Annotated in this window: 21 protein-coding genes and 1 riboswitch; of the genes, 5 read left to right on the top strand and 16 right to left on the bottom strand. The window is 70.6% G+C overall.

Annotated elements, in window-relative coordinates:
- The first annotated feature begins 330 nt into the window (after positions 1 to 330).
- A riboswitch (cyclic di-AMP (ydaO/yuaA leader) is annotated at positions 331 to 506 on the top strand.
- Positions 507 to 511: 5 nt separating this feature from the next.
- Positions 512 to 982 carry a transglycosylase SLT domain-containing protein gene (locus ACIQGV_RS20840; protein ID WP_402496544.1) on the top strand — a complete coding sequence of 157 codons (471 nt, stop codon included), beginning with the start codon at positions 512 to 514 and terminating at the stop codon, positions 980 to 982.
- 12 nt (positions 983 to 994) lie between these two features.
- On the opposite strand, the gene ACIQGV_RS20835 is transcribed toward ACIQGV_RS20840, so the two are convergent.
- Entirely contained in the window at positions 995 to 1819 is an 825-nt protein-coding gene (locus ACIQGV_RS20835; RefSeq protein WP_402496543.1) for an HAD family hydrolase, read from the bottom strand.
- Positions 1820 to 2137: 318 nt separating this feature from the next.
- Between ACIQGV_RS20835 and fahA the strand changes: the two genes are divergently transcribed.
- A complete protein-coding gene (fahA, locus tag ACIQGV_RS20830) occupies positions 2138 to 3358 on the top strand; it encodes a fumarylacetoacetase (protein WP_402496542.1) in 1221 nt (406 codons plus the stop codon).
- A gap of 633 nt (positions 3359 to 3991) precedes the next feature.
- Positions 3992 to 4930 (top strand): M56 family metallopeptidase, encoded by a 939-nt coding sequence (locus tag ACIQGV_RS20825; protein WP_402496541.1) that lies wholly within the window; start codon positions 3992 to 3994, stop codon positions 4928 to 4930.
- 33 nt (positions 4931 to 4963) lie between these two features.
- Here the strand turns inward: ACIQGV_RS20825 and recQ are convergent, their stop codons facing one another.
- Positions 4964 to 6994, bottom strand: a complete 2031-nt coding sequence (gene recQ, locus ACIQGV_RS20820; RefSeq protein ID WP_402496784.1) for a DNA helicase RecQ — start codon at positions 6992 to 6994, stop codon at positions 4964 to 4966.
- A gap of 280 nt (positions 6995 to 7274) precedes the next feature.
- Between recQ and ACIQGV_RS20815 the strand changes: the two genes are divergently transcribed.
- Entirely contained in the window at positions 7275 to 7790 is a 516-nt protein-coding gene (locus ACIQGV_RS20815) for a hypothetical protein (RefSeq protein WP_402496540.1), read from the top strand.
- Between the two features lie 60 nt (positions 7791 to 7850).
- Here ACIQGV_RS20815 and nuoN read toward each other — a convergent pair whose 3' ends face one another.
- The 14 genes from nuoN to ACIQGV_RS20745 are packed head-to-tail and all read right to left on the bottom strand — an operon-like array spanning position 7851 to position 23811.
- Positions 7851 to 9500 carry an NADH-quinone oxidoreductase subunit NuoN gene (gene nuoN, locus ACIQGV_RS20810; RefSeq protein ID WP_402496539.1) on the bottom strand — a complete coding sequence of 550 codons (1650 nt, stop codon included), beginning with the start codon at positions 9498 to 9500 and terminating at the stop codon, positions 7851 to 7853.
- Positions 9497 to 11068, bottom strand: coding sequence for an NADH-quinone oxidoreductase subunit M (locus ACIQGV_RS20805; RefSeq protein WP_402496538.1), 1572 nt, complete (start codon positions 11066 to 11068; stop codon positions 9497 to 9499). Before ACIQGV_RS20805 ends, nuoN begins: the two co-directional genes overlap by 4 nt.
- Positions 11069 to 11073: 5 nt before the next feature.
- Positions 11074 to 12987 carry an NADH-quinone oxidoreductase subunit L gene (nuoL, locus tag ACIQGV_RS20800; protein ID WP_402496537.1) on the bottom strand — a complete coding sequence of 638 codons (1914 nt, stop codon included), beginning with the start codon at positions 12985 to 12987 and terminating at the stop codon, positions 11074 to 11076.
- Between the two features lie 14 nt (positions 12988 to 13001).
- A complete protein-coding gene (gene nuoK, locus ACIQGV_RS20795) occupies positions 13002 to 13301 on the bottom strand; it encodes an NADH-quinone oxidoreductase subunit NuoK (RefSeq protein ID WP_402496536.1) in 300 nt (99 codons plus the stop codon).
- Entirely contained in the window at positions 13298 to 14140 is an 843-nt protein-coding gene (locus ACIQGV_RS20790; protein ID WP_402496535.1) for an NADH-quinone oxidoreductase subunit J, read from the bottom strand. Before ACIQGV_RS20790 ends, nuoK begins: the two co-directional genes overlap by 4 nt.
- Positions 14137 to 14739 (bottom strand): NADH-quinone oxidoreductase subunit NuoI, encoded by a 603-nt coding sequence (nuoI, locus tag ACIQGV_RS20785; RefSeq protein WP_402496534.1) that lies wholly within the window; start codon positions 14737 to 14739, stop codon positions 14137 to 14139. The genes ACIQGV_RS20790 and nuoI overlap by 4 nt, the downstream gene beginning before the upstream one ends.
- A complete protein-coding gene (gene nuoH, locus ACIQGV_RS20780; protein WP_402496533.1) occupies positions 14732 to 16096 on the bottom strand; it encodes an NADH-quinone oxidoreductase subunit NuoH in 1365 nt (454 codons plus the stop codon). Before nuoH ends, nuoI begins: the two co-directional genes overlap by 8 nt.
- Complete coding sequence (locus tag ACIQGV_RS20775) at positions 16093 to 18597, bottom strand: NADH-quinone oxidoreductase subunit G (RefSeq protein ID WP_402496532.1); 2505 nt, start codon at positions 18595 to 18597, stop codon at positions 16093 to 16095. Before ACIQGV_RS20775 ends, nuoH begins: the two co-directional genes overlap by 4 nt.
- The gene (gene nuoF, locus ACIQGV_RS20770) at positions 18594 to 19940 is read right to left on the bottom strand and encodes an NADH-quinone oxidoreductase subunit NuoF (protein WP_402496531.1); all 1347 of its coding nucleotides are present in this window, start codon (positions 19938 to 19940) and stop codon (positions 18594 to 18596) included. The genes ACIQGV_RS20775 and nuoF overlap by 4 nt, the downstream gene beginning before the upstream one ends.
- The gene (gene nuoE / locus ACIQGV_RS20765) at positions 19940 to 20809 is read right to left on the bottom strand and encodes an NADH-quinone oxidoreductase subunit NuoE (RefSeq protein WP_402496530.1); all 870 of its coding nucleotides are present in this window, start codon (positions 20807 to 20809) and stop codon (positions 19940 to 19942) included. The genes nuoF and nuoE overlap by 1 nt, the downstream gene beginning before the upstream one ends.
- Positions 20806 to 22128, bottom strand: coding sequence for an NADH-quinone oxidoreductase subunit D (locus ACIQGV_RS20760; RefSeq protein WP_402496529.1), 1323 nt, complete (start codon positions 22126 to 22128; stop codon positions 20806 to 20808). The genes nuoE and ACIQGV_RS20760 overlap by 4 nt, the downstream gene beginning before the upstream one ends.
- Complete coding sequence (locus ACIQGV_RS20755; protein WP_402496528.1) at positions 22125 to 22886, bottom strand: NADH-quinone oxidoreductase subunit C; 762 nt, start codon at positions 22884 to 22886, stop codon at positions 22125 to 22127. The genes ACIQGV_RS20760 and ACIQGV_RS20755 overlap by 4 nt, the downstream gene beginning before the upstream one ends.
- A complete protein-coding gene (locus ACIQGV_RS20750) occupies positions 22883 to 23437 on the bottom strand; it encodes an NADH-quinone oxidoreductase subunit B family protein (RefSeq protein WP_003998928.1) in 555 nt (184 codons plus the stop codon). Before ACIQGV_RS20750 ends, ACIQGV_RS20755 begins: the two co-directional genes overlap by 4 nt.
- A gap of 14 nt (positions 23438 to 23451) precedes the next feature.
- A complete protein-coding gene (locus ACIQGV_RS20745) occupies positions 23452 to 23811 on the bottom strand; it encodes an NADH-quinone oxidoreductase subunit A (RefSeq protein WP_007383963.1) in 360 nt (119 codons plus the stop codon).
- Positions 23812 to 24525: 714 nt separating this feature from the next.
- Here ACIQGV_RS20745 and ACIQGV_RS20740 point away from each other — a divergent pair.
- Positions 24526 to 25392, top strand: a complete 867-nt coding sequence (locus ACIQGV_RS20740; RefSeq protein WP_402496527.1) for a C40 family peptidase — start codon at positions 24526 to 24528, stop codon at positions 25390 to 25392.
- Positions 25393 to 25475 lie beyond the last annotated feature (83 nt).

The raw sequence follows: 25475 nt of genomic DNA, 5'->3' as shown, positions 1-25475 counted from the left end.
CCCCGGACGCCGCGATCCACGCCCGGGAGAAGCAGATCCCACGAGCGGCCATTTGAGGCAGAGTTGGGCGTGATGCCCGAATTGCCACTCTTGCGACTGACGGTGAGTTGGCTCACCTCGCAGACCCTCCGCGACCGGCACGCCCCCCACACCCAAAAAGCCACTCTGCCGTGCAATTGGGCCTCAAGGGCCATAAAGGATCAAGTGCCGTAAAGATCCTGGATCATGCTTGATCGGCACTTTGTGCGAATCCTGAACTTGTTTCCCTCATGCGCTCTCGCATACGTTCCGGCAGCCGGGTGGACGCCGAATCCTGCCGCCGCCCAAGGCATCCGACCAACACCGCAGCGGCAGGAGCGGGGGACCCAGGTAAGTCGCCGGTCCGCACGTCGTACCAGCTACGACGTACGGCACGGCTCGGGGTTAAGCCATGCCTTCTTCAGGCACGGCCGGGCACCTTTCCGCCCGAACCCGACAGCTCACCTCGCAGGCGCCGGAGAGGAATGTCCCCATGCGTACGAACACGCCTGCAAACCGCCGTCCCCGCCTCGCCCGTGCCCTGGCCGCCGCCGGAGTCGGCGCCGCCGTGCTCGCCCTGCCGCTCGTCGGCGCCACCGGCGCCTCGGCCGCCCCCGCCGCCGCGGCCTCGGCGACCGTCTACCCGAACACCCTCGACGGGTGGATCCGCCAGTCGCTCGACATCATGTCCCAGCACGGCATCCCGGGCTCCTACGACGGCATCTACCGCAACGTCATGCGCGAGTCCTCGGGCAACCCCCTCGCCATCAACAACTGGGACTCCAACGCGGCCGCCGGCACGCCCTCCAAGGGCCTGCTCCAGGTCATCGACCCGACCTTCGCGGCCTACCACGTGGCCGGCACCGCGTTCGACCCCTACGACCCGGTCGCCAACATCACCGCCGCCTGCAACTACGCGGCGGACCGCTACGGCTCCATCGACAACGTCTTCGGCGCGTACTGATCCTCCCGGCCCTCAGCCGTAGAGGCGTTCGAGGACGACGGCGATGCCGTCGTCCTCGTTCGAGCGGGTGACCTCGTCGGCCACCGCCTTGAGTTCGGGGTGAGCGTTGGCCATCGCCACGCCGTACGCGGCCCAGTCGAACATGGGGATGTCGTTCGGCATGTCACCGAAGGCGACGGTGTCCGCGGGGGTCAGGCCGAGATGCCGGGCGGCCAGCGCCAGCCCCGTCGCCTTGGTGACCCCGCACGGCTGGAGCTCCACCGTCCCGGGGCCCGACATGGTGACCGTGGCCAGCGACCCCACGGCCCCGCGCGCCACCGCCGCCAGCTCGTCGTCGCTCAGCGTGTGGTGGCGCAGCAGCACCTTGCTGATCGGCTCGCACCACAGGTCGTCGCGGCGCTCGACCCTGACCGCCGGAAGCGTGGGGTGCGGCATCGTGTACCCGGGCTCGATCAGTGTCAGCCCGTCGACACCGTCCTGGTCCACGGCCGCGTACACCTGGCCCACCTCCGCCTCGATCTTGCCGAGCGCGGTCTCCGCCAGCTCCCGGTCCAGGGTGACGGACCACAGCAGCCGGTCGGCGTCCACGTCGTAGAGCTGCGCACCCTGCCCGCACACCGCGAGCCCCGTGCTGCCGAGCTCCTCCAGGAGCGGGCGCACCCGGGGCGCCGGCCTCCCGGTCACCACCAGATGACGGGCACCGGCAGCCGCCACCAGCGCCAGAGCGTCCCTCGAACGGTCGGAGAAGGTGTCGTCGCCACGCAGCAGCGTGCCGTCCAGGTCGGTGGCGACGAGTGAGTACGCGGTGCGCTCGGCATATGCGGTGGGTGCGGCCATGATCAGAGAATACGGACACCACGGCACGCCGACTCAGCGCGAACGGACGACGGCACGCGCCTGCACCGAGCCGAGCGCCCCCTCAACTCCCTTTCACGCCCGGGGATTTCACCCCCTTGTGCCATCTCTCGGACATACGGCACCCCCCTCCCCCGCCCTCCCCGCACCCTTCCGGCAGGGGACATTGCGAACTCTTGGGGCACTGCCCAAGACGGCTGCCTCGGCCGTAACGTGTGGGCCAGCCGCCCGCTCGTGCCCGCACCGGCGCGCGGCCGCACGGCACCGCACACGGCACGCACGAGAGTGAGGCACAACCGCATGCCCCCCTTCGATGTCCCCGAGGGTGACCCCTTCGGCCCGCACAACCTTCCGTACGGTGTGTTCTCCACCGGAGACCCGCACGAGCGGACCGTCGGCGTCCGGCTCGGTGACCACGTCCTCGACGCGGGCGCGGCGGCCCGGGCCCTCGGCTCCCCCTATGTCACCCTGCTGGCCCAGCCGTCCCTGGACCGGCTGCTGGCCGCCGGCCGCACGGCCTGGTCGGACGTCCGGCGCGCGCTCACCGCGTGGGTGACGGTGCCCGCTCACCGGGAGACCGTGGAGCCCCTGCTGCACCCGCTCGACTCGGTGACCATGCACCTGCCCTTCACGGTCGCGGACTACGTCGACTTCTACGCCTCCGAGAACCACGCCCGTAACGTCGGCCAGATCTTCCGCCCCGACGCCGAGGACTCCCTCACCCCCAACTGGAAGCACCTGCCGATCGGCTACCACGGTCGCTCGGGCACGGTCGTGGTCTCCGGCACCGACGTCGTCCGCCCCGCCGGCCAGCGCAAGGCGCCCTCCGACGCCGCCCCCGTCTTCGGCCCGTCCGTCCGCCTGGACATCGAGGCCGAGGTCGGCTTCGTCGTCGGCACGCCGTCGCCGATGGGCAGCCCGGTGCCGCTCGCCGGCTTCCGCGAGCACGTCTTCGGACTGTGCCTGCTCAACGACTGGTCCGCACGCGACGTCCAGGCGTGGGAGTACGTGCCGCTCGGCCCCTTCCTCGGCAAGTCCTTCGCCACCTCGGTGTCGGCGTGGATCACCCCGCTGGAGGCGCTGGACGAGGCGCGCGTCGCTCCTCCCGCGCGCACCCATCCGCTGCTCCCCTACCTCGACGACACCGCCGAGGAGCCCTACGGGTACGACCTGCGCATGTCCGTCGCCGTCAACGGCCACGTCATCTCCGAACCTCCCTTCTCCAGCATGTACTGGACCGCCGCCCAGCAGCTCGCCCACATGACCGTCAACGGGGCCTCCCTGCGCACCGGCGACCTGTACGGCTCCGGCACGGTCAGCGGCCCCTCCGAGGCCCAGCGCGGCTCCCTCCTGGAGCTGACCTGGAACGGCCGTGACCCCCTCGAACTCCCCGACGGCAAGCGCACGTTCCTGGAGGACGGCGATGTCGTCACCCTCACGGCGTGGGCCCCCGGGCCGGACGGTGTCCGGGTGGGGCTGGGAGAGGTCACCGGCCGGATCGCACCCGCCCGGGCGGAGTGACCACCGGCCCGACGACACGGACCGGCCCGGCGGGCCCGGCGGGCCCGGCAGGAACGGCAGGCCCGGCAGGAACGGCAGGCCCGGCAGGCCAGGACGGCAAGGCAGGCCGGACCGGCAGGTCCGGCAGGAACGGCAGGAACGGCAGGAACGGCAGGAACGGCAGGAACGGCAGGCCCGGCAGGAACGGCAGGCCCGGTCGGCCCGGTCGGCCCGGTCGGCCCGGTCGGCCCGGTCGGCCCGACGAGGCAGGCCAGGACGGCGAGGTAGGCCGGCCCGGCGAGGCAGACCGGAACGGACCGACCGGCGGGACCGGCCAGCCCGGCGGGACCGGCCAGTCCGGCGAGGCTGGCCAGGACGGCGAGGCTGGCCAGGACGGCGGGCGGCGACCGGCTGTCTGATCGGCCGGGATCGCCCAAGGCCCGCTCGCCGGTGCCCTGTTGAACGCCTCGCCCTGCCGGGCGCAGGCTCCGCCGATGCGCACCGCGTCCGCCGATCCGCTCCTTCCCGGACGCTGACGCGGGCCGCCCGCCGCCGCCATACTGGCGGCGGGCGGTCGCCGGACCGGCCCAGCGGCCGCGGGCGAGGCGCCCGGCCGCTCCCGTCCGTACCCGATCAGGATCCGGAGCCCGTGGCATGACCGTCTGCATGCTCCTGCTGGGCGTCGTCGCCCTGACGGCCGCCGTGCCGGCCCCTCGCGCCCTGACCCGGGCCGCCTGGCCCGAGCGGGAGCCCGTGGTCGCGCTGTGGGTGTGGCAGTGCCTGGTCGCCACCGTCCTGCTGTGCTGTCTCACCGCCCTGGTGCTCAGTGCCGCCGCTGTCTTCCAGACCGTCCGCTCCCGGGTCTTCGCCCCGGCGCCCCCGGCCGTCACCGCCGCCTACGACCTCTCCACGGCGCCGGCCTGGGCCACCGTCCTCACCCTCTTCCTGGCCTGCGGAGCCGCCTGGACCACCGCGATGCTCGCCCGCGAACTGGTGGAGGCCCGCCGCGGACGTGGTCTCACCCGCGCGCATCTGCGGGAACGCGCCCCCGACCTGCCCGCGGACCTCCCCGCCGCCCGCGGCCCGCTGCTGGTGCTGGAGGACGAGTACCCCGACGCCTGGTGGATGCCGGGCCACCGGCCGCAGCTGGTCGTCACCACCGGTGCCCTGCACCGCCTCACGGACCGTCAGCTGGACGCCGTGCTCACCCATGAGCGAGGTCACGCCCGGGCCCACCACGACTGGCTGCTGCACCTGTCGACGGCCCTGGCCACCGGCTTTCCCCGGGTGCCGCTCTTCGCCCACTTCTGCGACCAGACCCGCCGCCTGGTGGAGCTCGCCGCGGACGACACGGCCTCCCGCCGGTGCGGGCACCTCACCACGGCCCTCGCCCTGATCGAGCTGAACCAGCACCGCGGCGTCCTGTCCTGCTCCTCCAGCAACCGCCTCCTGGGCGAGCGCGTCGACCGCCTCCTCCAGCCCCCGCCCCGCCTGGACCGCGGACATCGGGCCCTGACGACGACCGTGGCGGCGCTGGTGCCGCTGCTGCCGCTGCTGATCACGTTCGCGCCGGGGCTGACCGCGCTGGGCTGACCGCCCGACCGTCCCCGGCCCGACGCGGCCTCGCTACATCCAGTCGTCCGGCTCCGGCTCCGGCTCCGGCTCCTCGTCCGGCTCCGGCCAGTCGTCGGAAGCCGCCCCCGCGCCGGCCCGCCCGGGAACCTCGGGTGTCCCGGGCGTCCCGGCGGAGTCCGGTGTCCCGCCCAGGGACGCCAGCACCGCCAGCACACCCTCCCCGTAGGTCGCCAGCTTCTTCTCTCCGACCCCGCCGATGCCGCCGAGCTCACGGACCGAGGCGGGCCGGACGGCGGCGATCTCCCGCAGCGTGGCGTCGTGGAAGATGACGTACGCTGGCACGCCCTGCTCGCGGGCCTGTTCCGCGCGCCAGGCACGCAGCGCCTCGAAGACCGGGAGCAGTTCCTCGGGCAGCTCGGCCACCGCCGCCTTGGACTTGCGCTCGCCCCGGCCGGAGGACGAGGAACCCGAACGCGCCCCCGCCGGTTTCTTCGGTTCCTTGCGCAGCGGCACCTCCCGCTCGCGCCGCAGCACCGAACCGCTGGCCTCGGTCAGCGCCAGCGTGCCGTACTCGCCCTCGACGGCGAGCAGGCCCTGGGCGAGCATCTGCCGGACGACGCCGCGCCACTCGCCCTCGGCCAGCTCCTCCCCGATGCCGAACACGGACAGCTGGTCGTGGTCGAACTGGATCACCTTGCCGGTGCGCTTGCCGAGCAGGATGTCGATGATCTGCCCGGTGCCGAACTTCTGCCCCCGCTCGCGCTGGAGCCGCACCACCGTCGACAGCACCTTCTGGGCCGCGACCGTGCCGTCCCAGGTCTCGGGCGGGTTCAGACAGGTGTCGCAGTTGCCGCAGCCGGGCGATTCGGCGTCCTGGCCGAAGTAGGCCAGGAGCTGCCCGCGCCGGCATCGCGCGCTCTCGCACAGCGCGAGCATCGCGTCGAGGTGGGCGCTCGCCCGGCGCCGGAACGCCTCGTCGCCCTCGCCGGACTGGATCAGCTTGCGCTGCTGGATCACGTCGTTGAGCCCGTAGGCCAGCCAGGCGGTCGACGGCAGCCCGTCACGGCCGGCGCGGCCGGTCTCCTGGTAGTAGCCCTCCACCGACTTGGGCAGGTCGAGGTGGGCGACGAAGCGCACGTCGGGCTTGTCGATGCCCATGCCGAAGGCGATGGTCGCCACGACGACCAGGCCGTCCTCACGCAGGAACCGCGCCTGGTGGGCGGCGCGGGTGCCCGCGTCCAGACCCGCGTGGTACGGCACGGCCTCGATGCCGTTGGCGGTGAGGAACTCGGCGGTCCGCTCGACGGAGTTGCGGGAGAGGCAGTAGACGATGCCCGCGTCTCCCGCGTGCTCCTCGCGCAGGAAGCCCAGCAGCTGCTTCTTGGGCTCGGCCTTCGGCACGATCCGGTACTGGATGTTGGGCCGGTCGAAGCTGGCCTCGAAGTGGCGGGCGGCCGGCATGCGCAGCCGCTCGGTGATCTCGCGGTGGGTGGCGCGCGTGGCCGTCGCCGTGAGGGCGATGCGCGGCACGTCCGGCCAGCGCTCGCCGAGCAGGGACAGCGCGAGATAGTCGGGGCGGAAGTCATGGCCCCACTGGGACACACAGTGCGCCTCGTCGATCGCGAACACCGAGATCTTGCCCCGGCCGAGCAGGCCGAGTGTGGCGTCCAGACGCAGCCGCTCCGGCGCGAGGTACAGCAGGTCCAGCTCGCCCGCCAGGAACTCCGCCTCCACCAGACGCCGCTCGTCGAAGTCCTGCGTGGAGTTGATGAACCCGGCCCGCACACCGAGCGCCCGCAGCGCGTCCACCTGGTCCTGCATCAGCGCGATCAGCGGTGAGACGACGATGCCCGTGCCCGGTCTGACCAGGGCCGGGATCTGGTAGCACAGCGACTTGCCGCCGCCGGTCGGCATGAGGACCACGGCGTCGCCGCCGGCCACCACATGCTCGATCACCGCCTCCTGCTCGCCGCGGAACGCCTCATAGCCGAAGACCCGGTGCAGTGCGGCCAGCGCCTCGCTCACGTCTGCCGGCGCCCCGGTCACCTCTGGCATCTCGATGATCCCGCCCGTCCCGCCCATCGTCGTGTCCCCCGTACGTCGTCTCTCGACCACTGCGTCCACGATAGGCGCCGGCACCGACAGTGCAGGGGTTGTCCACAGACTCGGTCGAGTCATGGCCGTCACTCTCCGCGCTCAGCCGAACGGCCCCGTCACATGGCGTGCCGGTGCTCCCGTGGAGATGCTGCTCGGGCGGGACGGGGGGAGGCCCGCCCCTCCGTACGGTGTGCCGCTTCGGCCCGCCTTCCCCCGGACGGCGTGCCGGCAGCCGCGCGCCCCTCCCGTTCCAAGGAGTCCCCCCATGTCCTTTCGGCCCTTCGAAGCCGCCGTCGGCCTGGCGGCAGCCGGAGCCTTCGTCCTGTCCGCGGCGCCCGCGCAGGCCGCGCCCGCCGCGGACGCGGACCCGTTCGCCCAGATCCAGCTGACCAGGACGTACACGGCGACCGGCAAGTACGGCTACGAGTCGACGGCGAGGGCCGACGGGTTCGTCCCCACCCCGTGCGACCCGGGCATGGGCTACCACTACGTCAGGGCGGCCGACGTCAACAGCACCGACCCGGCACGGCCCGCGGCGCTGGTCTACGAGAACGGCCCGGACGGCAGGCGCAGACTGGTCGCCGTGACGTGGATCGTGCAGGCCGCGCCGGGCGTGGCCCGTCCGACCCTGTTCGGCAGGCAGTTCGGCGGCCCGCACCCGCTCCCGCAGCCCCTCGGCTCCAGCTACACGCTGCATGCCTGGATCTACAAGTCGAACCCCGACGGACTGTTCAGCCCCACGCACCCCCGAGTGACGTGTCCGGCGGACCCGGCCCCCTGACCGCACGCACAGGGCCCCGGTTCCCGCGGGGGGAACCGGGGCCCACGGCCGGGCAAGGGCTCAGCGCACGAACACCCCGGCCTGGCCGGCCAGGTCCAGGAAGTACTGCGGCGCCACACCGAGCACCAGCGTGACCGCCACGCCCACACCGATCGCCGTCATCGTCAGCGGCGACGGCACGGCCACCGTCGGGCCCTCGGGCCGCGGCTCGCTGAAGAACATCAGCACGATCACCCGGATGTAGAAGAACGCGGCGATTGCGGACGAGATCACACCGACCACGACCAGCGGGGCCGCACCGCCCTCCGCCGCCGCCTTGAACACGGCGAACTTCCCGGTGAAGCCCGAGGTCAGCGGAATGCCGGCGAAGGCCAGCAGGAACACCGCGAACACGGCCGCCACCAGCGGGGAGCGCCGGCCGAGACCGGCCCACTTGGACAGGTGCGTCGCCTCGCCGCCCGCGTCGCGGACGAGGGTGACGACCGCGAACGCGCCGACCGTCACGAACGAGTACGCGCCCAGGTAGAACAGCACCGAGGACACGCCGTCCGGGCTGGTGGCGATGACACCCGCGAGGATGAAGCCCGCGTGGGCGATGGACGAGTACGCCAGCAGGCGCTTGATGTCGGTCTGGGTGATCGCGACGATCGCGCCGCCCAGCATGGTGACGATCGCCACGCCCCACATCACCGGCCGCCAGTCCCAGCGCAGGCCCGGCAGCACGACGTACAGGATCCGCAGCAGCGCACCGAACGCCGCCACCTTGGTCGCGGCCGCCATGAAGCCGGTCACCGGGGTCGGAGCGCCCTGGTAGACGTCCGGCGTCCACATGTGGAACGGCACCGCGCCCACCTTGAACAGCAGGCCCATCACGATCAGCGCGGAGCCGACCAGCAGCAGCGCGTCGTTGCCCATGGTGTCGGCGAGGGCCGGGGTGATGTCGGTGGCGGAGCCGTCGACGACCTGGGCGATCGCGGCGTACGACATGGAGCCGGAGTAGCCGTACAGCAGGGCGATGCCGAACAGCGTGAACGCGGAGGCGAACGCGCCGAGCAGGAAGTACTTCACGGCCGCTTCCTGCGACATCAGCCGCTTGCGGCGGGCCAGCGCGCACAGCAGGTACAGCGGCAGCGAGAAGACCTCCAGGGCCACGAACAGCGTCAGCAGGTCGTTGGCCGAGGGGAACAGCAGCATGCCCGCGACCGCGAACAGCAGCAGCGGGAACACCTCGGTGGTGGTGAACCCGGCCTTCACGGCGGCCTTCTCGCTGTCGCTGCCGGGCACGGAGGCGGCCTGCGCGGCGAAGGAGTCGACGCGGTTGCCGTGCGCCTGCGGGTCCAGCCGGCGCTCGGCGAAGGTGAACAGGCCGACCAGCGCCACCAGCAGGACGGTGCCCTGGAGGAAGAGCGCCGGACCGTCCACCGCGATCGCGCCCATGGCCGCGACCCGCGCCTTGGTGGTGCCGTACCCGTCCGCGGCGAGCGCCACGACCGCGGCGAACGCGGCGACCAGCGCGACGACGGAGACGAACAGATGGGCGTGATAGCGGGTCCTGCGCGGCACGAACGCCTCGACGAGCACCCCGGCGATCGCCGCGCCCACGACGATCAGGACGGGCGACAACTGCCCGTATTCGATCTTCGGCGCGTCGATCTTCAAGATCGGGTCGGCCGCGGTTGTCCACAGGCTGTGGACGGCTGTTGCGCTCACTTGGCCGCCTCCACCTCGGGCTGGGGGTCCTTCTTCTGGACGTCGGACATGGTGTGCTGCACCGCCGGGTTGACGATGTCCGTCAGCGGCTTCGGGTAGACACCGAGGAAGATCAGCAGTGCCACGAGGGGGGCGACGACGACGAGTTCACGCACCCTGAGGTCGGGCATCGTGGCCACCTCGGGCTTCACCGGGCCGGTCATCGTCCGCTGGTAGAGGACGAGGGTGTACAGCGCGGCGAGCACGATGCCGAAGGTGGCGATGATGCCGATCACCGGGTAGCTGGCGAACGTGCCGACCAGTACCAGGAACTCGCTCACGAACGGCGCGAGCCCCGGCAGCGACAGCGTCGCCAGGCCGCCGATCAGGAAGGTGCCGGCGAGCACCGGGGCGACCTTCTGCACCCCTCCGTAGTCGGCGATGAGCCGCGAGCCGCGCCGCGAGATCAGGAACCCGGCCACCAGCATCAGCGCGGCGGTCGAGATGCCGTGGTTGACCATGTAGAGCGTCGCGCCCGACTGACCCTGGCTGGTCATCGCGAAGATGCCCATGACGATGAAGCCGAAGTGCGAGATCGACGCGTAGGCCACCAGGCGCTTGATGTCGCGCTGGCCGACGGCGAGCAGTGCACCGTAGACGATGCTGATCAGGGCGAGGACCAGGATCGCGGGCGTCGCCCACTTCGACGCCTCGGGGAACAGCTGGAGGCAGAAACGCAGCATCGCGAACGTGCCCACCTTGTCGACGACCGCGGTGATGAGCACGGCCACCGGTGCGGTCGCCTCCCCCATCGCGTTCGGCAGCCAGGTGTGCAGCGGCCACAACGGCGCCTTCACCGCGAAGGCGAAGAAGAAGCCGAGGAACAGCCAGCGTTCGGTGTTCGTCGCCATGTCGAGCTCGCCGGCGGCGTGGGCCTGCGCGATCTCCGTGAGCGAGAAGTTCCCGGCGACCACGTACAGACCGATCACCGCGGCCAGCATGATCAGGCCGCCGACCAGGTTGTAGAGCAGGAACTTCACCGCGGCGTACGACCGTTGCGTCGAGGCCGTCTCCTCGCCGTGCTCGTGGGCACGGTCCCCGAAGCCGCCGATGAGGAAGTACATCGGGATGAGCATGGCTTCGAAGAGGATGTAGAAGAGGAAGACGTCGGTGGCCTCGAAGGAGAGGATCACCATCGCCTCGACGGCGAGGATCAGGGCGAAGAAGCCCTGGGTCGGACGCCAGCGGCGGCTGCCGGTCTCCAGCGGGTCGGCGTCGTGCCAGCCCGCGAGGACGATGAACGGGATGAGCAGGGCGGTGAGCGCGACCATCGCCACCGCGATGCCGTCCACACCCAGCTCGTAACGGACCCCGAACTCCGCGATCCAGGCGTGGGATTCGGTGAGCTGGTAGCGGTCCCCGTCCGGGTCGAAGCGGACCAGGACGACGACGGCCAGGGCGAGGGTGGCGAGCGAGAACAGCAGTGCCAGCCACTTGGCGGCGGTGCGGCGCGCGGCGGGCACGGCGGCCGTGGCCACCGCCCCCACCGCGGGGAGCACCGCCGTCGCTGTCAGCAGAGGAAAGGACATCGGTATCAGACCGCCCTCATCAGCAGGGTCGCGGCGACGATGACCGCCGCACCGCCGAACATCGAGACCGCGTACGACCGCACGAAGCCGTTCTGCAGCCTGCGCAGCCGTCCGGAGAGGCCGCCGACCGAGGCAGCCGTGCCGTTGACGACACCGTCGACCAGCGTGTGGTCGACGTAGACCAGGGACCGGGTGAGGTGCTCGCCGCCGCGGACCAGGACCACGTGGTTGAAGTCGTCCTGGTACAGGTCGCGCCGGGCGGCCCGGGTGAGCAGCGACCCGCGCGGGGCGACGGCCGGGACCGGACGACGTCCGTACCGGGCCCAGGCGATCGCCACGCCGATGACCATGCAGGCCACCGTCGCGCCGGTGATCGCGCCCGCGCCGAGCGGGGCGTCGCCGTGGGCGTGCCCGGTGACGGGCTCCAGCCAGTGGAGGAAGCGGTCGCCGAGGCTGAAGAACGCGCCTCCCGCGACGGAGCCGACGGCCAGGACGATCATCGGGATCGTCATGATCTTCGGGGACTCGTGCGGGTGCGGCTCATGGCCGTGCTCGTCGGGCTGCCAGCGCTTCTCGCCGAAGAAGGTCATCAGCATCACGCGCGTCATGTAGAACGCGGTGAGAGCGGCGCCGAGCAGGGCCACGCCGCCGAGGATCCAGCCCTCGGTGCCGCCCTTGGCGAAGGACGCCTCGATGATCTTGTCCTTGGAGAAGAAGCCGGACAGACCCGGGAAGCCGATGATGGCGAGGTAGCCGAGGCCGAAGGTGACGAAGGTGACCGGCATGTACTTCCGCAGACCGCCGTACCTGCGCATGTCGACCTCGTCGTTCATGCCGTGCATGACCGAGCCGGCGCCGAGGAACAGCCCGGCCTTGAAGAAGCCGTGCGTCACCAGGTGCATGATCGCGAAGACGTAGCCGATGGGGCCGAGGCCCGCGGCGAGGATCATGTAGCCGATCTGCGACATGGTCGAGCCGGCCAGCGCCTTCTTGATGTCGTCCTTCGCGCAACCGACGATCGCACCGAACAGGAGCGTGACCGCGCCGACGACGGTGACGACCAGCTGCGCGTCGGGAGCCCCGTTGAAGATCGCCGCGGAGCGGACGATCAGATAGACACCCGCGGTCACCATCGTCGCGGCGTGGATCAGGGCCGAGACCGGGGTCGGGCCCTCCATCGCGTCCCCGAGCCAGGACTGCAGCGGCACCTGTGCGGACTTGCCGCAGGCCGCGAGCAGCAGCATCAGGCCGATGGCGGTGAGCCTGCCCTCGCTGGTGTCGGCCACCAGACCGGGCTCCTCCTGGGTGCCGAGCACCGGGCCGAAGGCGAAGGTGCCGAAGGTGGTGAACATCAGCATGATCGCGATCGACAGACCCATGTCGCCGACGCGGTTGACCAGGAACGCCTTCTTCGCGGCCGTGGCGGCGCTGGGCTTGTGCTGCCAGAAGCCGATCAGCAGGAAGGAGGCCAGACCCACGCCCTCCCAGCCGACGTACAGCAGGAGGTAGTTGTCGGCGAGGACCAGCAGCAGCATCGCCGCGAGGAACAGGTTCAGGTAGCCGAAGAAGCGGCGGCGCCGCTCGTCGTGCTCCATGTACCCGACCGAGTAGAGGTGGATCAGCGAGCCGACGCCGGTGATCAGCAGCACGAACGTCATCGACAGCTGGTCGAGGCGGAAGGCGACGTCCGCGTCGAAGCCCCCGACCTGGATCCAGGTGAACAGGTGCTGGACGACGGTGCGGTCCTCGGCGGCCCTGCCCAGCAGGTCGGTGAACAGGACGAGACCGAGGACGAAGGAGACGGCCGCCAGCGCCGTGCCGATCCAGTGGCCGACGGCGTCCAGCCGCCGGCCGCCGCACAGCAGTACGGCCGCTCCGAGCAGAGGCGCCGCGATGAGCAGCGCAATCAGGTTCTCCACGATTCAGCGACCCCTTACAGCTTCATCAGGCTGGCGTCGTCGACCGAGGCCGAGTGGCGGGAACGGAACAGCGACACGATGATCGCGAGCCCGACCACGACCTCCGCGGCGGCGACGACCATCGTGAAGAAGGCGATGACCTGGCCGTCGAGATTGCCGTGCATCCGGGAGAAGGCGACGAACGCGAGGTTGCAGGCGTTGAGCATCAGCTCGATGCACATGAACAGCACGATCGCGTTCCGCCTGATGAGCACGCCGGTGGCGCCGATCGTGAACAGCAGGGCGGCGAGATAGAGGTAGTTCACCGGGTTCACTTCGACGCCTCCTCGGCCCGCTTGAAGTGCGGCGGATCGATCTCGGTGCGCTCCAGGCGCTCCTCGGCCCGCCGCTCGATGGCCTTGAGGTCGTTCAGCGCCTCGGCCGAGACGTCCCGGATCTGGCCCCGCTCACGCAGGGTCTTGCTGACCGTGAGCTCCGAGGGGGTCCCGTCGGGGAGCAGGCCCGCGACGTCCACGGCGTTGTGCCGGGCGTACACGCCGGGCGCCGGCAGCGGCGGCAGGTGCTTGCCCTCGCGCACCCGCTGCTCGGCCAGCTCGCGCTGGGTCCGGGCCCGCTCGGTGCGCTCGCGGTGCGTGAGCACCATCGCGCCGACGGCGGCCGTGATCAGCAGGGCGCCGGTGATCTCGAAGGCGAAGACGTACTTGGTGAAGATCAGGGCGGCGAGACCCTCCACGTTGCCGCCCGCGTTGGCCTGTCCCAGGCCGGTGAACTCCGTCAGCGAGGCGTTGCCGATGCCGGCGATCAGCAGGATGCCGAAGCCGAGGCCACACACCAGGGCCAGCCAGCGCTGGCCCTTGATGGTCTCCTTCAGGGAGTCCGCCGCGGTGACACCCACGAGCATCACCACGAACAGGAACAGCATCATGATCGCGCCGGTGTAGACGACGATCTGCACGACGCCCAGGAAGTAGGCGCCGTTCGCCAGGTAGAACACCGCGAGAACGATCATCGTGCCGGCCAGGCAGAGCGCGCTGTGCACGGCCTTCTTCATGAAGACGGTGCACAGGGCGCCGATCACCGCGACCGTGCCCAGCACCCAGAACTGGACGGCCTCCCCGGTGGAGGTGGAGTAGGCGGCGAGCTGCGCGCTCATGCCTGCACCTCCTGGTCCTCGGGCTTCTCGCCCTTGGAGACGGCGACCTGCCGCTCCGTGCCGGGCGCGGCCTCCGTCACCAGGCCCCGGTAGTAGTCCTGCTCGTCCATGCCCGGGTAGATGGCGTGCGGCGAGTCGACCATGTTGTCGTCGAGACCGGCGAGCAACTGCTCCTTGGTGTAGATGAGATTGGCGCGGCTGGAGTCGGCCAGCTCGAACTCGTTGGTCATCGTCAGCGCGCGGGTGGGGCACGCCTCGATGCACAGACCGCACAGGATGCAGCGGGCGTAGTTGATCTGGTAGACGCGGCCGTAGCGCTCGCCCGGGGAGTAGCGCTCCTCGTCGGTGTTGTCCGCGCCCTCCACATAGATCGCGTCGGCGGGGCAGGCCCAGGCGCACAGCTCGCACCCGACGCACTTCTCCAGGCCGTCCGGATGGCGGTTGAGCTGGTGCCGTCCGTGGAAACGCGGAGCGGTGGTCTTCTGCTGCTCCGGGTACTGCTCGGTCAGCCGCTTCTTGAACATGGCCTTGAAGGTCACGCCGAAGCCGGCGACGGGGTTCTGGAAACCGGGCTTGGTCTCCTTGGGCTCCTCAGCCATCGGACGCCTCCTTTCCATCCAGAGATCCGTCACTGGCAGTGTCCGGTCCGCCACTGACAATCAGCTCCCGCTCGCGGCGCGGGCGCCTGCGCGGCACCGCCGGCGGTTCCTGTCCCGGCAGCGGCGGCACGGGGAACCCGCCCGCCATCGGGTCGAACGCGGCCTGCTCGGCGGGCACCGCGTCGGCCGGCCGGCCGCGGTCGCGGAAGAAGTCCGCGACGAAGGAGAGCAGCAGCAGGGCGAGCACCCCGCCGCCGACGTACAGGGCGATGTCGGCGAAGTCGTAGTTCTCGTTGCGCAGGACCCGCACGGTGGCGACGAGCATCAGCCACACCAGGGAGACCGGGATGAGGACCTTCCAGCCGAGCTTCATCAGCTGGTCGTAGCGCACCCGCGGGAGCGTGCCGCGCAGCCAGATGAAGAAGAACAGCAGCAGCTGCACCTTCACGGTGAACCACAGCATCGGCCACCAGCCGTGGTTGGCGCCCTCCCAGAAGCCGCTGATCGGCCACGGGGCCCGCCAGCCGCCCAGGAAGAGCGTCACCGACACCGCCGAGACGGTCACCATGTTCACGTACTCGGCGAGCATGAACATCGCGAACTTGATCGACGAGTACTCGGTGTTGAAGCCGCCGACCAGGTCGCCCTCGGACTCCGGCATGTCGAACGGCGCCCGGTTGGTCTCACCGACCATCGTGACGATGTAGATGATGAACGACACCGGCAGCAGCAGGACGTACCAGCGGTCGGCCTGCTGCTCGACGATCGTCGACGTCGACATCGAACCCGAGTAGAGGAACACCGAGGCGAACGCGGCGCCCATCGCGATCTCGTACGAGATCATCTGCGCGCAGCTGCGCAGACCGCCCAGCAGCGGGTACGTCGACCCCGAGCTCCAGCCGGCCAGCACGATGCCGTAGATGCCGACCGAGGCGACCGCGAGGATGTAGAGCATCGCGATCGGCAGGTCGGTCAGCTGCATCGTGGTGCGGGTGCCGAAGATCGAGATCTCGTTGCCGGCCGGGCCGAAGGGGATCACCGCGATCGCCATGAACGCCGGGACGGCCGCGACGATCGGCGCGAGGACGTAGACGACCTTGTCCGCGCGTTTGACGATGATGTCTTCCTTCAGCATCAGCTTGATGCCGTCGGCGAGCGACTGGAGCATGCCCCAGGGGCCGTGCCGGTTGGGGCCGATGCGCAGCTGCATCCAGGCGACGACCTTGCGCTCCCAGACGATGGAGAACAGCACGGTCACCATCAGGAAGGCGAAGCAGAACACCGCCTTGATCGCGACCAGCCACCAGGGGTCGCGGCCGAACATGGAGAGGTCTTCAGCGGCGAGGTACGGGCTCATGCCTCCACCTCCTTGGGGGCCTCGCCGGCGGAGGCCGCCGGGCCGATGCGGACGAGGGAGCCGGACTGCACCCCGGCGTCGGAGGCGACCCCCCGGCCGGTGGAGTTCAGCGGGAGCCACACCACGCGGTCGGGCATCTCGGTGACCGCCAGCGGCAGTTCGACACGGCCGGAGGGGCCGGTGACCGCCAGGAGGTCGCCGTCCTTCACGCCCGCCTCGACGGCCGTGGCCGCCGACACCCGCGCGTGGGCCGCGTGCCGCGTCCCGGCGAGCGCCTCGTCGCCCTCCTGCAGGGCACCCAGGTCCAGCAGCAGCCGGTGCCCGGCGAGCACGGCCTCCCCGGCGGCGGGCCGGGGCAGCACGCCTCCGGTCTCCAGCGGGTCGGTGGCCCGCTGCCCGTCCCAGGCGCCCAGCCGGTCCAGCTCCGCACGCACGGTGCGCAGATCCGGCAGGCCCAGGTGCACGTCCATGGCGTCGGCCAGCATCTGGAGCACACGCGCGTCGGCGGGAGCCAGGCGGCGGGTCATCTGCTCGGGCTTGAGCGCGGCGTCGAAGAAGCGCACCCTGCCCTCCCAGTTGAGGAAGCTGCCGGCCTTCTCGGCGACCGCCGCGACCGGCAGCACCACGTCGGCGTGCTCGGTGACCTCGCTGGGCCGCAGCTCCAGCGACACCAGGAAGCCGATCTCGCCGAGCGCCTCACGCGCGCGTGCCGGATCGGGCAGGTCCGCGATCTCCACGCCCGCGACGAGCAGCGCCCGCAGCTCGCCGGAGGCGGCCGCCTCGACGATCTGGCCGGTGTCACGGCCGTAGCGGTGCGGGAGTTCGGCGACGCCCCACACGGACGCGACCTCCTCCCGCGCGCGCGGGTCGGTGGCCGGACGTCCGCCCGGCAGCAGCGACGGCAGCGCGCCCGTCTCGATCGCGCCGCGCTCCCCGGCCCGGCGCGGGATCCACACCAGCCGGGCGCCGGTCGCGCCGGCGGCTCGTACGACGGCGGTGAGCCCGCCCGCGACGGTGGCCAGCCGCTCGCCCACGACGATCACGGAGCCGTCCGCGCGCAGCGCTTCGGCGCACCGCCCGCCGGGCTGTTCCAGGCCCGCACCGCTCGCGAGCGCGTCCAGCCACTCGGTCTCGGTGCCGGGAGCGGCCGGCAGCAGTGTGCCGCCCGCCTTCTGCAGGCCGCGGGTGGCGTGCGTGGCCAGCGAGAACACCTTCTGGCCGTGCTTGCGCCATGCCTTGCGCAGCCGCAGGAAGACGCCCGGCGCCTCCTCCTCCGCCTCGAAGCCGACCAGCAGGACGGCGGGCGCGTCCTCCAGGGCGGTGTAGGTGACCCCCGTGCCGTCGAGGTCCCGGCCGCGTCCGGCGACCCGGGCCGCCAGGAAGTCGGCCTCCTCGCTGCTGTGCACGCGCGCGCGGAAGTCGATGTCGTTGGTGTCGAGCGCCACGCGCGCGAACTTGCTGTACGCGTAGGCGTCCTCGATGGTCAGGCGCCCGCCGGTCAGCACGCCGGTACGGCCGCGGGCGGACGTCAGCCCCCGGGCCGCGGCCTCCAGGGCCTCCGGCCAGGAGGCGGGCACGAGTTCACCGTCGGCGTTGCGCACGAGCGGCGTGTGCAGGCGGTCGCGCTGCTGCGCGTACCGGAACCCGAAGCGCCCCTTGTCGCAGATCCAGTCCTCGTTGACCTCGGGGTCCGGGGCGGCCATCCGCCGCATGACCTTGCCGCGCCGGTGGTCGGTGCGGGTGGCGCAGCCTCCGGAGCAGTGCTCGCACACCGAGGGGGAGGAGACGAGGTCGAAGGGGCGGGAGCGGAATCGGTACGCCGCCGAGGTGAGCGCGCCGACGGGGCAGATCTGGATGGTGTTGCCGGAGAAGTACGACTCGAAGGGGTCGCCCTCACCGGTGCCGACCTGCTGGAGCGCGCCCCGCTCGACCAGTTCGATCATCGGGTCGCCGGCGATCTGGTTGGAGAAGCGGGTGCAGCGCGCGCACAGCACGCAGCGCTCACGGTCCAGCAGCACCTGCGTGGAGATCGGAACCGGCTTCTCGTAGGTCCGCTTGCGGCCCTCGAAGCGCGACTCCGCCTGGCCGTGCGACATGGCCTGGTTCTGCAGGGGGCACTCGCCGCCCTTGTCGCAGACGGGGCAGTCCAGCGGGTGGTTGATGAGCAGGAGCTCCATCACACCCCGCTGGGCTTTCTCCGCGACGGGCGAGCTGAGCTGGGTCTTCACCACCATGCCGTCGGTGCAGGTGATGGTGCAGGACGCCATCGGCTTGCGCTGGCCCTCGACCTCGACGATGCACTGGCGGCAGGCGCCGGCCGGGTCGAGGAGCGGGTGGTCGCAGAAGCGGGGGATCTCGATGCCGAGCTGTTCGGCGGCCCGGATGACCAGGGTGCCCTTGGGCACGCTGATCTCGGCGCCGTCGATCGTCAGCGTCACGAGGTCTTCCGGCGGCACCGCCGCCTCCCCGCCTCCGGAGGGAGCGCTGGTGGTCACTGTCATGCGTTCACCTCCGTACGGTCGGCCCAGGCCGTCGACTTGGCCGGGTCGAAGGGGCAGCCACGGCCCGTGATGTGCTGCTCGTACTCCTCGCGGAAGTACTTCAGCGAGGAGAAGATCGGCGAGGCGGCACCGTCGCCGAGGGCGCAGAAGGACTTGCCGTTGATGTTGTCGGCGATGTCGTTCAGCTTGTCGAGGTCGCTCATCACGCCCTTGCCGGCCTCGATGTCGCGCAGCAGCTGAACCAGCCAGTAGGTGCCTTCGCGGCAGGGCGTGCACTTGCCGCAGGACTCGTGGGCGTAGAACTCGGTCCAGCGGGTCACGGCGCGCACGACGCAGGTCGTCTCGTCGAAGCACTGGAGTGCTTTCGTGCCGAGCATGGAACCCGCGGCCCCCACTCCTTCGTAGTCGAGGGGGACGTCGAGATGCTCGTCGGTGAACATCGGCGTCGAGGAGCCTCCGGGCGTCCAGAACTTCAGCCGGTGCCCGGGCCGCATCCCGCCGCTCATCTCCAGCAGCTGGCGCAGGGTGATGCCGAGCGGGGCCTCGTACTGGCCGGGGCTGGCGACATGGCCGCTGAGCGAGTAGAGCGTGAAGCCCGGGGACTTCTCGCTGCCCATCGACCTGAACCATTCCTTGCCGTTGTTGAGGATGGCGGGAACCGACGCGATGGACTCGACGTTGTTCACCACAGTGGGGCAGGCGTAGAGACCTGCCACGGCAGGGAAGGGGGGACGCAGCCGCGGCTGGCCGCGGCGGCCTTCGAGCGAGTCAAGGAGCGCGGTCTCCTCGCCGCAGATGTACGCGCCCGCGCCCGCGTGCACGGTGAGCTCCAGGTCGAGGCCGCTGCCGAGGATGTTCTCACCGAGGTAGCCCGCCTCGTACGCCTCGCGCACCGCCTCGTGCAACCGCCGCAGCACGGGGACGACTTCACCCCGCAGATAGATGAAGGCGTGCGAGGACCTGATGGCGTAGCACGCGATGACGATGCCCTCGACGAGGCTGTGCGGGTTCGCGAAGAGGAGCGGGATGTCCTTGCACGTCCCGGGCTCCGACTCGTCGGCGTTGACCACCAGGTAGTGCGGTTTTCCGTCGCCCTGCGGAATGAACTGCCACTTCATGCCGGTGGGGAATCCCGCGCCGCCGCGACCGCGCAGACCGGAGTCCTTGACGTACGCGATCAGCTCGTCCGGGGACATGGCGAGCGCCTTGCGGAGTCCCTCGTACCCCTCGTGCCTTCGGTACACGTCCAGCGTCCACGAGCGCTCCTCGTCCCAGAAGGACGACAGCACGGGTGCGAGCAGCTTCTCGGGGCTGGTGTCTTTCAGCTCGGGTGCCAAGGTCATCACTCCCCCTCCTCGGCGTTGGGCGCCGCCGGGTGGGCGGCGTCGGATGCCGATGTGTCCTGCGGCGCGTCGTGCGAGCTGAGGTGCTCGGCCGGGGACGGCTCGTGCACCCTGTCCTGCGGCTCGTCGTGCGGTCCGCCGTCGCGCGGGTGGACCACGCGCGCGGGCGCGGTCTCTCCCTTGGCCAGGCGCAGGCCCACCAGGGAGGCCGGTCCCGCGCTGCCGCTCGCCTCGACGGCGTCGGGCCGCTCGTCGGGGAAGCCGGCCAGGATCCGCGCGGTCTCCTTGAAGGTGCACAGCGGTGCCCCGCGCGTGGGTGAGACCGTCCGCCCGACGCGCAGGTCGTCCACGAGGCGCTTGGCGCTCTCGACGGTCTGGTTGTCGAAGAACTCCCAGTTGACCATCACGACCGGGGCGAAGTCGCAGGCCGCGTTGCACTCGATGTGCTCCAGCGTGACCTTGCCGTCGTCGGTGGTCTCGCCGTTGGCGACGTCGAGGTGCTCCTGGAGGGCCTCGAAGATCGCGTCGCCGCCCATCACCGCGCACAGGGTGTTGGTGCACACGCCGACCTGGTAGTCGCCGGAGGGCCGCCGCCGGTACATGGTGTAGAAGGTGGCGACCGCGGTGACCTCGGCCGTGGTCAGGCCGAGCACGTCGGCGCAGAACCGCATCCCGGTGCGCGTGACGTGTCCCTCCTCCGACTGCACGAGGTGCAGCAGCGGCAGGAGGGCGGAGCGGGAGTCCGGGTAGCGGGCGATGACCTCGCGCGCGTCGCGCTCCAGGCGTTCCCGGACGTCGTCCGGGTAGCCGGGCGCGGGCAGTTCCGGCATGCCCAGGCTGACGCCCCGCTCGGAAGAAGAGGTGGTCACCGGTCGACGCCTCCCATCACGGGGTCGATGGACGCGACGGCGACGATGACGTCGGCGACCTGGCCGCCCTCGCACATCGCCGCCATGGCCTGCAGGTTGGTGAAGGACGGGTCGCGGAAGTGGACCCGGTAGGGGCGGGTGCCGCCGTCGGACACGACGTGCACCCCGAGTTCTCCCTTGGGGGACTCGACGGCCGCGTACGCCTGTCCCGGCGGGACGCGGAAGCCCTCGGTGACCAGCTTGAAGTGGTGGATCAGGGCCTCCATGGAGGTGCCCATGATCTTCTTGATGTGGTCGAGGGAGTTGCCGAGTCCGTCCGGTCCCAGGGCGAGCTGGGCCGGCCAGGCGATCTTCTTGTCGGCGACCATGACCGGGCCGGGCTGGAGCCGGTCCAGGCACTGCTCGACGATCCTGAGCGACTGGCGCATCTCCTCCAGGCGGATCAGGAAGCGGCCGTAGGAGTCGCAGGAGTCGGCGGTCGGGACGTCGAAGTCGTACGTCTCGTAGTCGCAGTACGGCTGCGCCTTGCGCAGGTCGTGCGGCAGGCCGGTGGAGCGCAGGATCGGGCCGGTGGCGCCGAGGGCCATGCAGCCGGCCAGGTCGAGGTAGCCGACGTCCTGCATACGGGCCTTGAAGATGGGGTTCCCGGTGGCGAGCTTGTCGTACTCCGGGAGGTTCTTCTTCATCTTCTTCACGAACTCGCGGATCTGGTCCACCGCGCCGGGCGGCAGGTCCTGGGCGAGTCCGCCGGGGCGGATGTAGGCGTGGTTCATCCGCAGGCCGGTGATGAGCTCGTAGATGTCGAGGATCATCTCGCGGTCGCGGAACCCGTAGATCATGATCGTGGTCGCGCCGAGCTCCATGCCGCCGGTGGCGATGCACACCAGGTGGGAGGACATCCGGTTCAGCTCCATCAGGAGCACCCGGATGATCTTGGCCCGCTCGGTGATCTGGTCCTCGATGCCGAGGAGCTTCTCGACGCCGAGGCAGTAGGCGGTCTCGTTGAAGAAGGACGTGAGGTAGTCCATGCGCGTGACGAAGGTGGTGCCCTGCGTCCACGTGCGGAACTCGAGGTTCTTCTCGATGCCGGTGTGCAGGTAGCCGATGCCGCAGCGGGCCTCGGTGACCGTCTCGCCCTCGATCTCCAGGATCAGGCGCAGCACTCCATGGGTGGACGGGTGCTGAGGACCCATGTTGACGACGATGCGCTCGTCGTCGGCGCGGGCCGCGCTCTGGACGACCTCGTCCCAGTCGCCGCCGGTGACCGTGTACACGGTGCCCTCGGTGGTCTCGCGGGGAGAGGCGGGGGAAGTGCTCACGAGTAGGACCTCCGCTGGTCCGGAGCCGGGATCTGGGCGCCCTTGTACTCGACGGGGATGCCGCCGAGGGGGTAGTCCTTGCGCTGCGGGTGGCCCTGCCAGTCGTCCGGCATCATGATCCGCGTCAGGGCCGGGTGACCCTCGAAGACGATTCCGAAGAAGTCGTAGGTCTCGCGCTCGTGCCAGTCGTTCGTCGGGTAGACGGGGACGAGCGAGGGGATGCGCGGGTCGCTGTCGGGGGCGCTGACCTCCAGGCGGATCAGCCGGTTGTGGGTGATCGAGCGCAGGTGGTAGAGGGCGTGCAGCTCGCGGCCCTTGTCGTTCGGGTAGTGCACGCCGCTGACGCCGGTGCACAGCTCGAAGCGCAGGGCCGGGTCGTCGCGCAGGGTGCGGGCGACGCGGACGAGGTGCTCACGCTCGATGTGGAAGGTGAGCTCGCCCCGGTCGACGACCGTCTTCCCGATCGCGTTCCCGGGGAGGAGACCCTGTTCCTCCAGCGCGCCCTCCAGTTCGTCGGCCACCTCGTCGAACCAGCCGCCGTAGGGGCGGCTCGCCGGTCCGGGGAGCCTGACCGAGCGGACCAGGCCGCCGTAGCCGGAGGTGTCGCCGCCGTTCTCGGCGCCGAACATGCCGCGCTGGACACGGATCTCCTCACCGCCCTGGCCCCGCTGGCCGGGGAGGTTGGAGGCGGAGAGGTCCTTCTCGGGGTTCGCCCCGTTCTCGCCGTTCGCCCCGCTGGTGCCGTTGGCGTCGCTCACCGCAGCAGCCCCTTCATCTCGATGGTGGGCAGGGCCTTGAGCGCCGCCTCCTCCGCCTCGCGGGCCGCCTCCTCGGCGTTCACCCCGAGCTTGGAGGTCTGGATCTTCTGGTGGAGCTTGAGGATCGCGTCCATCAGCATCTCCGGCCTGGGCGGGCAGCCGGGGAGGTAGATGTCGACCGGGACGATGTGGTCGACGCCCTGGACGATGGCGTAGTTGTTGAACATGCCTCCCGAGGAGGCGCAGACCCCCATGGAGATCACCCACTTGGGGTTCGGCATCTGGTCGTAGACCTGCCGCAGCACCGGCGCCATCTTCTGGCTGACCCGGCCGGCGACGATCATCAGGTCCGCCTGGCGCGGCGATCCCCGGAAGACCTCCATGCCGAAGCGCGCCAGGTCGTAACGGCCGGCGCCGGTGGTCATCATCTCGATGGCGCAGCAGGCGAGGCCGAACGTGGCGGGGAAGACGGACGCCTTGCGCACCCAGCCCGCGGCCTGCTCGACGGTGGTCAGCAGGAATCCGCTCGGCAGCTTTTCTTCGAGTCCCATGTCCTTTAGGCCCCTCAGTCCCATTCCAGGCCGCCGCGCCGCCACACGTACGCGTAGGCGACGAAGACGGTGAGCACGAAGAGCAGCATCTCCACGAGCCCGAACACACCCAGGGCGTCGAAGGTGACGGCCCAGGGGTAGAGGAAGACGATCTCGATGTCGAAGACGATGAAGAGCATCGCCGTCAGGTAGTACTTGATGGGGAAGCGCCCGCCGCCGGCCGGCGTGGGGGTCGGCTCGATGCCGCATTCGTAGGCTTCGAGCTTGGCGCGGTTGTACCGCTTCGGACCGATCAGCGTGGCCATGACCACGGAGAAGATCGCAAAGCCTGCCCCGAGCGCTCCCAGTACGAGGATGGGCGCATACGCGTTCACCGCTCCTCGCTCCTCTCAGTCGGCACTGACTGCTGGCGGTTGCACTGGCTCGCTTCCGCCCCACCGGCCCCTCGGATCCCGCTCGTCCCGGGCGAAGATCGAGAACATGTGAAGCAGGTCACAAGCCCAACTGCCTCGCATCCTATGCCCGGCGCTCTGTGATCTGCGACACGGGGTATTCCACAAGCTTTGTGATCTCCACCACCTGACGAAGGATCATGAAGTCGGATGAGCGGTGATCTTCACACTCGAAGCGTCCGAGTGATCACCAGACGTGACATTTTCGCTCGTCAGGGCAGCTCAGAGGGGTCGTCTCAATATCAAGAGACTTCCGCTGCATGCAAATTGGCACCCGGCGGCACCTCCTGATAGGGGGCGGCATTCACACATCAGGGGGAGGTGAGGGGTCGAATGTGGACGTGTGCACGCGTTCACGAGCGCAGCGCCCTCGCCTGCCCGCACGGGACGCGGCGGACACGGTGACCGTTCCGTGACCTCCGCCACATCCGTAAGAGCCCCATGAGAAGCGGGCTTGGCCAACTGTCGTCACCAGTGGTAGGTGCGGGGCAATCCGGACGTAACGACGAAAGCCCATGATCACAGGCTTGAAAGGGTGCGTCCGCAATGTCCGTTACGGCGTCAATAAAGAGTGACGCGCCCGGGATTCGGGGCCTCGATTGAACAACTGTGGCGCAGCACACGTTTCTTGAAGGTATGGAGGAGCCCCTGATACCGATTGCTCTCATGTCCCACACCACCGCTCACATACGCAGCCACCGGAAGCCCCGCCGCACCGCGTCGTCCACGATCGCGATGCGCGCCGGAGTCGCCGGTGGCGTCCTCGGCATGGCGGCGGCAGGTGCGTCGGCCACGGCGAACGCCGCCGAGCCGGTGACGCAGACCATCGAACTGCCCGCCCTCACGGCCGATCTGTCCGCCCAGGTCGCCGAGTCCGCGGACGCCATGGAGCTGGCCGCGGCGAACTACGAGCTGGAGGCCGAGCGCGACGCGGCCGCCGCCGCGGCCGCCAAGCAGGCCAGGGCGGACCTGGCGGTGGCGAAGAAGGCCGCGGCCGAGAAGAAGGCCGAGCAGGAGGCGGCCCGCCGGGCCGCCGCCGAGGAGGCCGCCTCCCGCGCCGCGGAGCGGGCCACCCTGTCCACCGCGTCCGCGCCCGCGTCCACCGCCTCGGACAGCGCCGATGAGACCGTGGCGTCGGCGCCGGCCAGCGGCTCCGTCGCGACCGTCATCGCCTTCCTCAAGGCGCAGGTGGGCGACGCCTACATCATGGGCGCCACGGGCCCCGACGCGTGGGACTGCTCCAGCCTGGTGCAGGCCGCGTTCAAGCAGGTCGGCGTGGACCTTCCGCGGGTCTCGCAGGACCAGTCGATGTCCGGCACCGACATCCCGCTGTCCGACATCCAGGTCGGCGACATCCTGTACTGGGGCGGCAAGGGCTCCGCGTACCACGTGGGTGTCTACATCGGCGACGGCCAGTACCTGGACGCGGCCAACCCCGGAAAGGGCGTCGTGATCCAGGACCTCTCGGGCTACCCGGCGTCGGGTGCGGTGCGCGTGCTCTGAGCCGCGCAGCGTGCACCCGCGCACGCGGGGACCGGGTGAAGGGCCGCAGCCGCTCGGGGGCAGCGGCCCTTCACCGTTTCCCG

The organism is Streptomyces sp. NPDC093094, from assembly GCF_044754345.1.
Lineage (GTDB): Bacteria > Actinomycetota > Actinomycetes > Streptomycetales > Streptomycetaceae > Streptomyces.
This window is presented reverse-complemented; position numbering and strand designations above follow the sequence as displayed.